This window comes from Photorhabdus asymbiotica (assembly GCF_003634575.1).
In the GTDB taxonomy this organism is placed as follows: Bacteria; Pseudomonadota; Gammaproteobacteria; order Enterobacterales; family Enterobacteriaceae; genus Photorhabdus; species Photorhabdus asymbiotica.
Genome location: NZ_RBLJ01000003.1, coordinates 300,586 through 314,607, shown reverse-complemented (window position 1 = coordinate 314,607; position 14,022 = coordinate 300,586). Strand labels below are relative to the sequence as shown.

The following is a 14,022-nucleotide window of genomic DNA, read 5'->3' as shown; positions in this document are numbered from 1 at the left end:
TGATTATGTATGATCTTTGAGAATTATTGGTTTTTACGCTTATATTTGCCGTTATGGGGGAAAGAAGTATGAATTCAGGAAGCCCAATGAAAAAAATACAGCGGATTGTAGCTTGTTCATTGGTAGGAATCTGGTTAGTTGGTTGTGCAAATACACCAACTCGTCCAGCACCTATCACCAGTGTTGATCAGGAACAAAGTCGGAGTATCCATCGTCCGGTAATATCTTCTGGCAGCTCTGCTATATCTACACCAATGGCATCTTCACCTTCATCAATTAGTGTTACTGGTGATGGTTCACAAGGGGGAATAGTTTATAACCGTAATTATGACAGTATTCCTAAAGGTAGTTATAACGGCGATACTTACACTGTAAAACATGGTGATACTCTGTTTTATATCGCATGGATCACGGGCAATGATTTTCGTGATCTTGCGAGCAAAAATAATATTTCAGAGCCTTATAGTCTAACAGTGGGGCAGACTTTGAGGACGGGTAGTCGTGGGATGTTAACCACTTATAACCATAATCAAATTCAAACAACCCTGGTTGATTCTCAATCAACTAATGCGTATCCTGCAAATTCCGGAAAACAAAAGAGTGTAAAAATGTTGCCACAGGCAACGACCTCAACAATAAACAATACGTATGTAAAATCACCTACGACAACCATAGGCAGTGGAAATAGTGCTGTCAGTAATTGGATGTGGCCTGCTGAAGGTAAAGTGATTGAAAATTTCTCTGATACCCAAGGGGGTAACAAAGGGGTTGATATTGCAGGTAGTCGTGGTCAGTCAGTATTTGCGACAGCAGGTGGTCGGGTAGTTTACGCCGGAAATGCCTTACGTGGATATGGAAATCTGATAATTATAAAACATAACGATGACTACCTGAGTGCCTATGCTCATAACGATACAATGCTGGTTAGTGAGCAACAGGATATTAAAGCAGGGCAAAAAATTGCCACTATGGGTAGCACCGGTACTAGCTCTGTAAGATTACACTTTGAAATTCGTTACAAGGGAAAATCCGTAAACCCGCTGCGTTATCTTCCGCAGCGATAAACTGGGCAGAATGCTGAATTCTGCCTGCATTATCTCGGGTAGGGGCAGCTTATGAGCCAAAATACGCTGAAAGTTAGTGAGTTTTATGATGATGCGGATTTAGATGAAAGTGGTATTGAAGCTGACGACTTCGATGAGAAATTGTTGAAGAATGGTGAGGATGACCTAACTGATCTTGAGAATGACTTAGATGTATTGCAAGGTATGAACCAGCGGGTTCTTGATGCAACACAGCTTTATCTCGGAGAGATTGGTTTTTCTCCTCTGTTAACGGCAGAAGAAGAGGTTTTTTTCGCAAGGCGGGCATTACGTGGCGATGTATTGGCCCGCCGGAGAATGATTGAAAGTAACTTGCGATTGGTTGTTAAAATCTCCCGTCGTTACAGTAACAGAGGCTTAGCTCTTCTTGATTTGATCGAAGAAGGTAATCTTGGTCTTATCCGTGCTGTTGAGAAATTTGACCCAGAACGTGGGTTTAGGTTTTCTACCTATGCAACATGGTGGATTCGGCAGACTATTGAACGGGCTATTATGAATCAAACCCGTACCATCCGGTTGCCTATCCATATTGTTAAAGAACTTAATGTCTACTTGCGTACTGCAAGAGAACTTGCCCACAAATTAGATCATGAACCCAGTCCAGAAGAGATAGCAGAACAACTGGATAAACCGGTTGATGATGTCAGCCGCATGTTGCGATTGAATGAACGTATCATTTCGGTTGATACACCTATTAGTAGCGATTCTGATAAAGCGCTATTGGATGTTTTATCAGATGAGAATGAAACAGGTCCGGAGGGAACAACACAGGAAGACGATATGAAAAAGAGTATCGTCAAATGGTTGTTTGAATTAAATTCGAAACAACGTGAAGTATTAGCGCGTCGTTTTGGTCTCTTGGGCTATGAAGCGGAAACTTTAGAAGATGTGGGTAAAGAGATCGGTTTGACAAGGGAAAGAGTGCGTCAGATTCAGGTCGAAGGTTTGCGACGTTTGAAAGATATTATGCAAACCCAAGGTTTGAATATTGAAGCGCTGTTCCGTACTTAATGGTTGAGTAGTTTAGTTACTTGGGTACTGAAGAGCTGTTGTCCGTATTTTTGCGTTGTTGGCGCTCGGTGTTGTTATTAAGCTCTTCAGTACTCTGTAGTCAAAATTATCTCTAATTGAGAATTGGTTACACTAATTATAAACGGATTTCTTATCACTTTATTAGCCATAGGCTATAGTCGTTTTCCCTGGGTGAGGGAGATGACTGCTATAGCAATTGATCGTGTTTCTGAGAAAATTTACTTATCGGTCATATCTGTCATGAATTAATAAATTTAATGACAAATATATTTTTGCTGATAATATATAGGGCTGGTTTTATGAGTGAAAGATAGAATAAGTTGTTAACTTAAAGAAGTAGGGATAGATTCTCGGCAGGATATTCTTAGTGTTGGGAAAAACAGAGCTACGACAGTTGCCTTTGGGCTTTGTAGGTAAATGAATATCAGCGAAATCAACATAGTTTGTAGAGATATTAACACTGGATTGTGATATACAGGTATTTTTCCATAAGGTGATTGATTGTTTAATGGCCAAATGATGGGTTATTTTCAATAAATTATTATACTATAAACCAGATTTTATGTAATTTGGCTTTTAATTATCGGAGAAAAATGTGTTGTTTAAGTATTTGTATCTCTTCTATTGTTAGAAAAAGAGAATATATTCTATGCAAAAAACAAAATCTAATGAGGTATATACCCAATAGATTTCGAGTTGCAGTGCGGCGGCAAGTGAACGCAGCCAACAAAGCAGCAACTTGAAAGATGAAGGGTATATTCGGAATTAGTTTAAATCACTGTTTAGCAGCAGGAACAAATGGGTATATGGCATTTTTACTGGAATAGAAAATGCTAAAGCTTAGTTTTAAGTGTGCGAAAACCTATAATCTGAAATTTTCTCATTGATTTGCGCTTATAAAAATAAGACGCCAAATGTATTTAGTAGTATTAATAAGTAAATCAATTAAAGAATGCAATGATTGCATATGATAGTGTGTTGACTTGGGGGGCAAGTGAGTAGCGATAGTCTTTTTAAGAAATGTAAAGCTTGCGGAAAAGATGTTAGTAAAACAGCTAAATTTTGTCCGGGATGCGGTGTAAAGATAAAAAAAACAAATCTTATTAAAATTCTTGTTTTGTGCATCGCTATTTTAATATTGATTAAGATGATAGTGGGTTGGGATGAGGATGATGCAAAGTTTCAATCGGATACGGCTTCTGGTACTAAGACTGTAATAAAAAAACATGAAGTCACTATACCATCCGATCAGGCTGAATTTATCCGGATAGTATCATCTTTCGTGGATAAATATGCGAGTGCAAAAAACGAACTCCAAAAGTCATCTTTAAGGGAGCAGCGGAGAGAGGCACTTGCTGACGCATTTACTCAAAATTCTGTTAATTCTTGGATTGGTACGATAGTCGAGCTAAGAACCAACAATGACGGGAAAGCTATTTTGTCAGTAAAGGTGTCGCCAAATATTGAGTTGGCAACATGGAATAATGAATTTTCTGATATTCGTTCGGGTACGTTAATTGAAAAAGACTCTGCTATTTACGATGAGCTCTTTTCGTTATCTGTTGGCCAGAAAATCGAATTTTCCGGGTATTTCTTCTCATCATCGATTGACTCTTTCGAAGAAAAGAGCATGACCACTGATGGATCTATGAAAAATCCAGAATTTTTATTTAAATTTTTCTCGGTGAGAACTGTTAATTAAGGATAAAAAATGGCATTAATAAATTGCCCTGAATGTTCAAATAGTGTTAGCGACACTTCGATTAAATGCCCGACTTGCGGTGTTCAATTGAGAAAGCCTAAACGGAGCTTTTTTGGCAAGATCATTAAATGGGTATTTATCGCGTTTAATCTGCTCATGGCCTATTGGCTCATTGGTGGCATGAATGCAGCTACTGAAAATATGGATCAATTATCTAATGCTGAACAGATTGGTGCGGCTATTGGTACAGGACTTGGTGCTGCAATGATTCTGGGGATTTGGCTTGTTGGGGATATCATTTTAGGGATATTTGTGCTCCTTACCCGTCCGAAAGCTTAATTGGGTTTAACAGATTGAGTTAAAAAAGGTGAGTATAAGCTCACCTTTTTTTAATCAATGCGACATTGCTATATTCAAATTACAGGGATACCACTGTGGAATTTAAAATCGCTATCTGGATTTTGAATCAACTCAGCTTCAACACGACCAAAATAATTAACTCGTTCAGTAATATCTTTATTAGCAATAGATTGTGCCAGTGAAAGATAGTCCTGGTAATGACGTGCTTCAGAGCGAAGCAGTGAGATATAAAATTTACTCAGATCTTCATCCAGATGAGGAGCTAGTTTGGCAAAACGTTCACAAGAACGCGCCTCGATATAAGCGCCGATAATCAGCTTATCTACCAGTGTATAAGGTTCGTGGTTGATGATATGGCTAAGCATGCCTTTGGCATAACGGCTGGCGCTGATGCTTTCATAGCTGATATCACGTGCATCCATGATCTCTAGCACTTGGTAGAAGTGATGTAATTCTTCTTTAATCAGCAATACCATTTTATCAATCAGATCTTGACTATATGGTGAATTCGTTTTGGCGGTGATCTGCTTGGTAGCCTGATTTTGACCTCTTAATGAATTAAGATCGCCAATCTTCTTATAAGCAAAATCTTCATAAGGCTTAAACCATGCCAGAAGTGTATCCGCACTTTGCTGATCTAAAGCATATTTTCGGATCAAATACATAGCGCTCTGTGCTGCTTTTAGTTCGCATAACAGATGATCCCGTAGAAGCACAGGTAAATTTTCAGGCTGTTTTGCTTTGTCTACCCACAAATCCGGGGTTTCACATTGCAAAAAACGGTATATTGGTTGTAAGAGTTTTTTGTCAAACACGTTCTTACACCATATCTTTTAGCCGATAGATCCATTCTAATGCTTGACGCGGAGTCAATGAGTCTGGATTGAGATTTTCCAATGCTTCGACTGCCGGTGATATCTCTTCTGTTAGCAACGCAAGCTGTGGTGTATCGACATGGCTTGCGGTTGCATGGTTGGATAAAGATTCTAGCTCTTTAAGCTTCTGACGTGCCCGTTTAATGACTTCGCGGGGAACTCCTGCGAGGGAGGCGACTGCCAGCCCATAACTCTTACTTGCCGCACCATCCTGTACGCTGTGCATAAATGCAATAGTATCTCCATGCTCTACCGCATCCAGATGAATATTAACCACTCCTTCAAGTTTTTCCGGTAACGTAGTCAACTCAAAATAGTGAGTGGCAAATAAGGTCATTGCTTTAATGCGGTTCGCCAGATTTTCTGCACATGCCCATGCCAGAGAAAGACCATCGTAGGTCGATGTGCCTCTGCCAATTTCATCCATTAACACCAGACTTTGCTCTGTTGCATTGTGCAGAATATTTGCGGTTTCTGTCATTTCTACCATAAAGGTTGAACGGCCAGATGCCAGATCATCGGAAGCACCCACTCGGGTAAATATGCGATCAACCGGGCCGATGACAGCTTTCTCAGCAGGTACAAAGCTACCGATGTAAGCCAGAAGTGTAATCAATGCTGCTTGGCGCATGTAGGTACTTTTTCCGCCCATATTTGGACCGGTAATAATCAGCAAACGCCGCTGTGAAGATAAAGAGAGCGGGTTTGAGATAAATGGTTCACTCAGAACTTGCTCAACAACCGGATGACGCCCACCGGTGATTTGAATTCCTGGTTTATCACTCAATGTTGGGCAAACATAATTCAGGGTCTCAGCGCGTTCTGCCAGATTTGCCAATACATCAAGTTCAGCCAGTGCTTCGGCGCTGGCTTGTAATTTGGCCAAATGAGGCAGTAATAGATCGAATAATTCTTCGTAAAGCGCTTTCTCTATTGCCAGAGATTTCCCTTTGGAGGTCAGAACTTTATCTTCATATTCTTTTAGCTCAGGGATGATATAACGCTCGGCGTTTTTCAGTGTCTGGCGGCGGACGTAATGAATTGGCACCAGATGGCTCTGTCCTCGGCTGACTTGAATATAGTAGCCATGAACACCGTTGAAGCCGACTTTCAGAGTGTCAATACCCAGTTTTTCTCGTTCGCGGATTTCCAGTTGTTCCAAATAGTTACTGGCACCATCAGCCAGTGTGCGCCATTCGTCCAGTTCGCTGTTATAACCCGGTGCGATTACACCACCATCCCGAACCAATACTGGGGGTATTTCTACAATCGCTTTTTCAAGCAATTCCTGTAATTCATCAAACCTGCCGATATTTTTCTGCAATTGCTTGATATAGGGGGAATCTGAGGAGTCCATAATTTGATGGATATCTGGTAGTTGCTGGAATGCGTGGCGCATTCTTGCCAGATCCCTTGGCCGAGCAGAGCGTAGAGCCAAACGTGCTAACACACGTTCGAGATCACCTACCTGTAGCAAAAATGGCTGCAATTCCAACCCAATTTCCTGCAAGGTAGCGATAGCTTGTTGACGATTTTCTAATATCTGGCGATCTCTGACAGGAGCATGCAACCAACGTTTTAACATTCGGCTACCCATTGGGGTAACACACAGATCAAGAACGGAAGCTAGAGTATTATCTGTACTACCAGACAAGTTTTGTGTCAGTTCCAGATTACGGCGGGTTGCTGCATCCATAATAACCGTATCTTGCTGGCGTTCCATCGTAATGCCACGGATATGTGGCAGAGCTGTGCGCTGAGTATCTTTGACATATTGCAATAAGCAGCCTGCGGCGCGCAGAGCAAGTGCGGTTTTTTCCACACCAAAACCAACCAGATCACGGGTACCAAATTGCAGATTCAGTTGCTGTTTTGCGGTATCCAGTTCAAATTCCCATAAAGGACGGCGGCGCAGACCATGGCAATGTTCAATCAGAGCCATATGTTCAAAGCTTTCAGGATAGAGTAATTCAACGGGACGGGTACGCTGCAATTCGGCGACCATCGTTTCCTGTTCTGCCATTTCAGATATCTGGAAGCGACCGGAAGTGACATCCAGAGTGGCGTAACCAAATCCCTGATTATCGTGCCAGATAGCTGCTAGCAGGTTATCTTGCCGTTCTTGTAATAAAGCTTCATCTGTCACCGTTCCAGGAGTCACAATGCGAACGACTTTACGTTCAACAGGACCTTTGCTGGTGGCAGGATCACCAATTTGTTCACAGATAGCGACTGACTCACCCAATTGAACCAATTTAGCCAGATAGTTTTCTACTGCATGATGTGGCACGCCTGCCATTGGAATCGGATTACCGGCGGATTGTCCTCGTTTGGTCAGCGAGATATCCAGGAGTTTTGCTGCTTTTTTGGCATCGTCATAAAAGAGCTCATAAAAATCTCCCATTCGGTAGAACAACAGGATATCGGGATGCTGCGCTTTAAGACGGAGATACTGCTGCATCATGGGCGTGTGGGTGTCGAAAGTTTCTGTATTAATCATGCAGTGGTCTTAGTTAAGTTTGTGAATCAATTCTTTCGTTATGGTATCGCACCAAGCTTTAAACTTACACAAGTAAAATCTGGAAGTAATTCGCAAAGTGAGTTGTAATTTTGGTCTGGTTAAATTGTAAGGATCTGAATAGATCAGTCAGAAAGTAAGGACAGATATACTGCTACAGCGCGATGAAATTAAAAAATAACAGAAAAATTAGAAGAACGGCAGAAAAAGGATTTATTTTGGTCTTAGAGATTCAATAATGGATTATTTCATGGATAAATATTCTGCATCTTTTCCTCCAAAGGGTACTCCCGCCTTGTGTCGGCGGGAGTACCCTTTGGAAGTTAAAATGGGGCTAACTCCAGTAAATTAAGTACCGCTGGCCCAGTGCAGTGTAGTAAATGTTTTCTTTAATGCATCGAGCCAGAAGATTACGTTTATCTTGTGTGAAGCTAATTCTAACTCCTTCCAGATTATTTGATCACTGAAGCGTCAATTAAGGTTCCACCAAGTGAGGCCCAAGCGGACCACGATGATGTGGTTTGCCAGATGTGCCAGAGTGCGTTATCTCCGCCGCGTGCAAAGGCTTCAAGTTGGCCGTTGGAATTTTTCCCGACTGCTGGGGCGCTGGTGATTACCCCCTTCAATGAGTCCCATTTAGACCATGGACCGGCAGAAGGCTTGGTCTGCCAGATGTGCCAGAGCGCGTTATCTCCGCCGCGTGCAAAGGCCTCAAGCCGACCATCGGCATTGATATTTACCGCCGGATTGCTGGTAATTACACCGCCCAATGAGTCCCATTTAGACCATGGACCAGCAGAGGGTTTGGTTTGCCAGATGTGCCAGAGCGCGTTATCACCGCCGCGTACAAAGACCTCGAGTCGACCGTCGGAGTTGTGATATACCGCGGGGTTGCTCGTGATCCCGCCGCCCAATGATTCCCATTTAGACCATGGGCCGGCAGAAGGCTTGGTCTGCCAGATGTGCCAGAGCGCGTTATCACCACCGCGCACAAAGACTTCAAGTCGACCATCGGCGTTGTGATGTACTGCCGGATCGCTCGTGATCCCGCCGCCTAATGATTCCCATTGAGACCATGGACCGGCAGAGGGTTTGGTTTGCCAGATGTGCCAGAGTGCGTTATCCCCGCCGCGTACAAAGACTTCAAGCCGACCGTCGGCGTTGATATGTACCGCTGGATTGCTGGTAATTCCGCCGCCTAACGATTCCCATTGAGACCATGGACCGGCGTGAGGTTTGGTTTGCCAGATGTGCCAGAGTGCATTGTCGGCGCCACGTACAAAAACTTCAAGCCGGCCATCGGCGTTGACAAATGCCGCTGGGTCACTAGTGATTGTGCCATTCAATGACTGCCAACCTGACCAACCGGAGCTAGGGGCAGTCTGCCAATTGTGCCATAACGCATTATCAGAGCTCACACCGAAAACCTCGAGCCGATTATCAGAGTTGTTTGCCACTGAAACAATTGCGGACAATGCGATTGCAGCATTCTCGATTTCTACTTCGTCTTTAACATATGACTCGGTATTATCTGGATTGGATGTTTTAATAGGTTCTTTTTGCATATATATACCCTTTTTAAAAGTTATTTTTTATATTCACTAAGTAGCAATTTAATAAGAAAAATATTGAATTTAATATTAATGTTTTTGTTCACATCCTTTTATTTGCAAAATGGGTAATGAATGTTTTATCTGAAGTTAACTCCTGATTATTAAATTAGCATAAAAATTTGACCTTATATTATAACTTTATATGTGTTGATATATCTTTTTAAATATGACCAGCCAAAAAACTAATCATATATAAACTGTTTTTTTATTTTAAAATCTCTTTTGTTTTCTATTTTGTAGATATTATTTTAATGACGATTTTGTTTTTATTAAAAATATCTGATAATCGTTATTAAGGAACACAATTCGTATAGGTATATTTTATTAGCTGAACGTTGGGCTAATTCTAGCAAATTCGGTTATACCACTGGCCCGATATAACACAGTGAATGTTTTCCTTAGCATATTGGGCCAGAAAGGTTACGCTCTCCTCGGGAGAAATGGGTTCCTTTTTAGATTATTTGATCGCGGAAGCGTCGATTAAGACACCACCGAGGGATATCCAAGGGGACCATGATGATGCGGTTTGCCAGGTGAGCCAAAGTGCATTATCGGTACCACGAGCAAAGACTTCAAGCCGGCCATCGGCGTCCCTTACCGCCGTTGGTGCGCTGGTGATCACGCCATTTAAAGATTGCCAGCTTGACCATGGACCGGAATGGGAAACTGTTTGCCAGGTGTGCCAGAGTGCGTTATCGGTACCGCGTGCAAAGGCTTCTAGCCGGTTGTCGCAGTTCTTCGCTACAGCAGGAGCGCTGGTGATTACGCCATTTAAAGATTGCCAGCCTGACCACGGACCGGAATGGGAAATAGTTTGCCAGATGTGCCAGAGTGCGTTATCGGCACCACGCGCAAAGACTTCAAGCCGACCATCAGCGGTGTCAATGACCACAGGGTCGCTAGTAATTATGCCATTGAGTGACTCCCAACTTGACCACAGGTTGGAATCAGGAGCGGTTTGCCAGATGTGCCAGAGTGCGTTATCGGTACCACGAGCAAAGACCTCAAGCCGACCGTCGGAGTTGATATGGACTGTGGGGTTGCTGGTGATCACGCCATTCAACGAGGCCCAGCTCGACCATGGGCCGGAATGAGCGGTAGTTTGTGAGATATGCCAGAGTGCGTTATCAGCGCCGCGTGCAAAAACTTCAAGGCGGCCATCAGTGTTGGCATATATCGCAGGGTTACTGGTAATCACTCCACCTAAAGATTGCCAGTTTGACCAACCGGCATTGGTGGCGGTTTGCCAGATGTGCCAGAGTGCATTATCTGTGCCGCGTGCGAATACTTCCAGTCGACCATCTGTATTGATGTAAACGACGGGTTTGCTGGTGACCTGTCCCTTAAGTGAGCTCCAGCCGGACCAGGGAGAGCCTGTATGTGGTGCCATTTGCCTGTTGTGCCATACAGCCTTGTCAGTGCCCACACCGAAAACCTCAAGCCGACCGTCAGAGGTGTTTACCACTGAAACAATTTCAGACAACGCGATTGTAGAACTCGTTATTTCTACCTCGTCTTTAACATATGATGCGGTATTATCTGGATTTGATGTATTAATGGGTTGCATATATATTCTCTTTAGAAATAATTTTTGGGGTTCACTAAAATAGTCATTTAATAAGCAAGGTATTTAATTCTTTGAATTCATATTCGCACTTTCATGCTTTATTCTTTAAAGAAATGATTAATATTCTGTTTGATGTTTGTTTATGATCCGTAAAGGTGTCTGGTGAATGTGATGCTACATTATAAAACTCCATGTGTTTATATATATTTTTTACAGGCTGTTATTTAAAAATAAAAAGTTATTTATGAATTGTTTTGCTGTTTTAAAATTTCTTTTTGCTTATATTTCGAAATGTATCTTTATAATTATCATCTAAATTTTACGAAAACGCATAGCTTGCAGACTGGAGATTAAAAAAACAAAGATTTTAATTTATGAATGTTCTATGAAATGGATGCTTTGTTTGAAATTGTTTTCTGAGAATATTTAGCTAAGACTCTGTTCTGGATAGACAAAATAGACTTTTGTCATCAAAGTAATGTGTGTGAATTTAAATTTTTATTGGATTTTTGTGTCGAATATTGGGTTAATTCTAGCAAATGAGATACCGCAGGCCCGATGCGGCACAGTGAAGATTTTTTTTGCATCGGGCTGAAGGTTACATTTGTCTTGTACGAAACTGGGACCTTTCAGACTATTTGGCCGCGGAAGCGTCGATCAAGATGCCGCCAATGGAGCACCAAGTATCCCACGATGGTTTGGATGGTGTGTTTTGCTGGATGAGCCAGAGTGTGTTATCAGTACCGCGTGCAAAGAGGTTAAACCGACCGGAGGAGCTTTTCATTACGACTGGCGCGCTGGTAATCGCGCCACCTAATGAGGCCCAGTCAGACCATGGACCTGAATGGGCTTCCGTCTGCCAGATGTGCCCGACTGAATTATTGGCGTTACGCACAAAAACCTCTAGACGACCGTCAGTGTTGACTTCTACCGCTGGGTTGCTGGTGAGCGTGCCACCTAGCGACTCCCAATTCGACCATTGACCAGCGTATGTTTTTTGCCAGACATGCCAGAGTGCGTTATCGGTGCCGCGCGCAAAAATCTCAAGCCGCCCATCGGCGTTACTGATGAGCACTGGTTCGCTGGTGATCTCGCCATTTAATGATTCCCATGTGGACCATGGACCCGCGTGTTCTGTTTGCCAGATGTGCCAGAGTGCGTTATCGGTGCCACGTGCAAAAATCTCAAGTCGCCCACCGGGATAGGCATATACTGCTGGGTTGCTGGTGAGCACGCCACCTAGCGATTGCCAGCTTGACCATGGAGAGGAATGGGGAGCTGTTTGCTTGATGTGCCAGAGTGCGTTATCACTGCTGCGTGCAAAGACTTCAAGCCGACCATCGTAGTTAGCACATACTACCACCGGGTCGCTGGTGAGCGAGCCACCTAAAGAGCACCAGCCTGCCCAACCGGAATTGGGAGAGAATTGCCAGTTATGCCATAGTGCATTATCTGTGCTTCGAACGAATACTTCCAATCGACCGTCTGAATTGATGTGAACGGCAGGTTTGCTAGTCGCTGTTCCCCGGAGTGAATACCAGCCGTATAAGGTGGAGCTTGTATCTGATACCGTTTGCCAATTGTGCCACACGGCATTGTCAGTGCCTACACCGAAAATTTCGAGCCGATTATCTGCATTTTTTCCCAGCGAGACAACTCCGGATAATGCGTTTATCGAGTATTCAGTATTATATAGATTTAATGTTTCAGCCGAATTTATTTTCATATATACGCCTCATTAAAAAAATAATCTTTCAGATTCACTAAATAACCATTTAATACGCAAGATAATTGCTTTGTTAGGCTAATATTTTATTTGATGCTGATTTATGAACAATAGATCATCAAATATACCCGTCATCTTTCAAGTTGCCTCTTTGTTGGCTGCACTCACTCACCCCAGTCACATAGTTATCTATGCTCCCGGGGATTCGCTCCTTTGCCGTCGCGATGCATCTTGAAATCCATAGGGTATAAATATAATTATATATTATAAACGCCGTGTGTTGATATGTTTTTTACATGTAATTGTTCAAAGATAATTAATTAAATATAAACTGTTTTTTATTTGAAAATCACTCTGTGTTTCTATTTGCAATATATTTGTATAATAATTATTTTGTTTCCATGTGAAATAATAGCCAGATACAGGAAATGAACAATGAAAATAAAAATTTTTAATGAAAAAATTGAATTATTTAGTGAATTTATTTGCAATCATATTTACTAATGGTTTACTTATAACAACTTAAATGAACTAATGACTTGATTGCTTTATCAGCTGATATTGATGGAGTCTGGTATTAATTTGTAAATTTTGTTTTGATTTTAAAATCTATTAGCTATAAAGGCCCATGGAAACCAGTATCAGACTTATTATGTGAAAATATCAGGAAGGATTATATACCCGTCATCTTTCAAGTTGCCTCTTTGTTGGCTGCACTCACTCACCCCAGTCACATAGTTATCTATGCTCCCGAGGATTAGTTCCCTGGCCGTCGCGATGCATCTTGAAATCCATAGGGTATAACAGTTAACAACTACCATTTAGTCATTCGATATTATATCAGTGATATTTCCATGATTTTCTATTTTAATTTCACTTTTTCGGTTAGTTTTGCTTTTATCAATTAATAAAATTGATTGTAATGCTCGTTTTATAAGAATCTCTTTGTATGCTGCGTTATCAATATTCGAATCCCATAAATCGCCATTTACATCAATGCCGTCACAGGAAAAAATGAAGAGATCGATCTCTAAATTTTTTAATTGTGCAATAAGTGATGAACTAATGTAACAAGCATATTTACGATGAAGAACTCCCCCTAAACTGATTAATTGAATATTTTTTCTCTTTGATAATTCATGACAAATACGAATGCTATTCGTAAAAACAGTGATATTAATATCAGGGAGTTGTTTTGCTAAATACCAACAAGTTGAACTTGCATCAAGTGCAATGATCATTCCTTCGCTTATCCAAGTCACAGCTTGCTTAGCAATAAGCGATTTACTCGAAAAATGGCTTTTAGCTCGGATGCTAAAAGGGTCTCCATTATCTAGTGTTTCTCTGTTTAAGCTTTTTGCTCTTCCATGTAAACGCAGAAGACGACCATGCTCCTGAAGCAATCGCAGATCTCGACGTATTGTTTCTCTACTTACGTGTAAAACTTGGGCAAGTTCAGTCGTTGTCAATGATTCATGTTGATGGAGAAGATCCATAATTCTTTGATGACGCTCATTTCTCATAGG

11 protein-coding genes are annotated in these 14,022 nt (G+C 41.8%); 4 read left to right on the top strand and 7 right to left on the bottom strand.

The window, feature by feature from the left end; translation table 11 throughout:
• Positions 1-86: 86 nt before the first annotated feature.
• The 4 genes from nlpD to BDD30_RS13605 all read left to right on the top strand — a co-directional run bounded on the left by nlpD (position 87) and on the right by BDD30_RS13605 (position 4,176).
• On the top strand, positions 87-1,064 hold the full coding sequence (gene nlpD / locus BDD30_RS13620) for a murein hydrolase activator NlpD (RefSeq protein ID WP_041381556.1): 978 nt from the start codon (positions 87-89) through the stop codon (positions 1,062-1,064).
• 51 nt (positions 1,065-1,115) lie between these two features.
• On the top strand, positions 1,116-2,114 hold the full coding sequence (rpoS, locus tag BDD30_RS13615) for an RNA polymerase sigma factor RpoS (RefSeq protein WP_012776880.1): 999 nt from the start codon (positions 1,116-1,118) through the stop codon (positions 2,112-2,114).
• A 1,015-nt stretch (positions 2,115-3,129) separates the two neighbouring features.
• Positions 3,130-3,837, top strand: coding sequence for a zinc ribbon domain-containing protein (locus BDD30_RS13610; protein ID WP_012776881.1), 708 nt, complete (start codon positions 3,130-3,132; stop codon positions 3,835-3,837).
• A 9-nt stretch (positions 3,838-3,846) separates the two neighbouring features.
• On the top strand, positions 3,847-4,176 hold the full coding sequence (locus BDD30_RS13605; RefSeq protein ID WP_012776882.1) for a zinc ribbon domain-containing protein: 330 nt from the start codon (positions 3,847-3,849) through the stop codon (positions 4,174-4,176).
• 74 nt (positions 4,177-4,250) lie between these two features.
• Here the strand turns inward: BDD30_RS13605 and miaE are convergent, their stop codons facing one another.
• The 7 genes from miaE to fucR all read right to left on the bottom strand — a co-directional run bounded on the left by miaE (position 4,251) and on the right by fucR (position 14,019).
• Positions 4,251-5,012 carry a tRNA isopentenyl-2-thiomethyl-A-37 hydroxylase MiaE gene (gene miaE, locus BDD30_RS13600; RefSeq protein ID WP_012776883.1) on the bottom strand — a complete coding sequence of 254 codons (762 nt, stop codon included), beginning with the start codon at positions 5,010-5,012 and terminating at the stop codon, positions 4,251-4,253.
• 4 nt (positions 5,013-5,016) lie between these two features.
• The gene (mutS, locus tag BDD30_RS13595) at positions 5,017-7,572 is read right to left on the bottom strand and encodes a DNA mismatch repair protein MutS (protein ID WP_012776884.1); all 2,556 of its coding nucleotides are present in this window, start codon (positions 7,570-7,572) and stop codon (positions 5,017-5,019) included.
• A gap of 470 nt (positions 7,573-8,042) precedes the next feature.
• Positions 8,043-9,155, bottom strand: coding sequence for a PLL family lectin (locus BDD30_RS13590; protein ID WP_012776885.1), 1,113 nt, complete (start codon positions 9,153-9,155; stop codon positions 8,043-8,045).
• Between the two features lie 505 nt (positions 9,156-9,660).
• The gene (locus BDD30_RS13585; RefSeq protein WP_012776886.1) at positions 9,661-10,770 is read right to left on the bottom strand and encodes a PLL family lectin; all 1,110 of its coding nucleotides are present in this window, start codon (positions 10,768-10,770) and stop codon (positions 9,661-9,663) included.
• Positions 10,771-11,404: 634 nt separating this feature from the next.
• Positions 11,405-12,496, bottom strand: a complete 1,092-nt coding sequence (locus BDD30_RS13580; RefSeq protein ID WP_012776887.1) for a PLL family lectin — start codon at positions 12,494-12,496, stop codon at positions 11,405-11,407.
• Positions 12,497-13,146: 650 nt separating this feature from the next.
• Positions 13,147-13,317, bottom strand: a complete 171-nt coding sequence (locus BDD30_RS23615; RefSeq protein ID WP_170152961.1) for a hypothetical protein — start codon at positions 13,315-13,317, stop codon at positions 13,147-13,149.
• Positions 13,318-14,019 (bottom strand): L-fucose operon activator, encoded by a 702-nt coding sequence (fucR, locus tag BDD30_RS13575; RefSeq protein WP_012776888.1) that lies wholly within the window; start codon positions 14,017-14,019, stop codon positions 13,318-13,320.
• Between the last annotated feature and the right edge of the window lie 3 nt (positions 14,020-14,022).

Bases quoted from the DNA above. Each gene is read 5' to 3' on its own strand.
- nlpD (WP_041381556.1), top strand. From the start codon at position 87: ATGAAAAAAATACAGCGGATTGTAGCTTGTTCATTGGTAGGAATCTGG.
- rpoS (WP_012776880.1), top strand. From the start codon at position 1,116: ATGAGCCAAAATACGCTGAAAGTTAGTGAGTTTTATGATGATGCGGAT.
- BDD30_RS13605 (WP_012776882.1), top strand. From the start codon at position 3,847: ATGGCATTAATAAATTGCCCTGAATGTTCAAATAGTGTTAGCGACACT.
- mutS (WP_012776884.1), bottom strand. From the start codon at position 7,572: ATGATTAATACAGAAACTTTCGACACCCACACGCCCATGATGCAGCAG.
- BDD30_RS13590 (WP_012776885.1), bottom strand. From the start codon at position 9,155: ATGCAAAAAGAACCTATTAAAACATCCAATCCAGATAATACCGAGTCA.
- BDD30_RS13585 (WP_012776886.1), bottom strand. From the start codon at position 10,770: ATGCAACCCATTAATACATCAAATCCAGATAATACCGCATCATATGTT.
- BDD30_RS13580 (WP_012776887.1), bottom strand. From the start codon at position 12,496: ATGAAAATAAATTCGGCTGAAACATTAAATCTATATAATACTGAATAC.
- BDD30_RS23615 (WP_170152961.1), bottom strand. From the start codon at position 13,317: ATGGTAGTTGTTAACTGTTATACCCTATGGATTTCAAGATGCATCGCG.
- fucR (WP_012776888.1), bottom strand. From the start codon at position 14,019: ATGAGAAATGAGCGTCATCAAAGAATTATGGATCTTCTCCATCAACAT.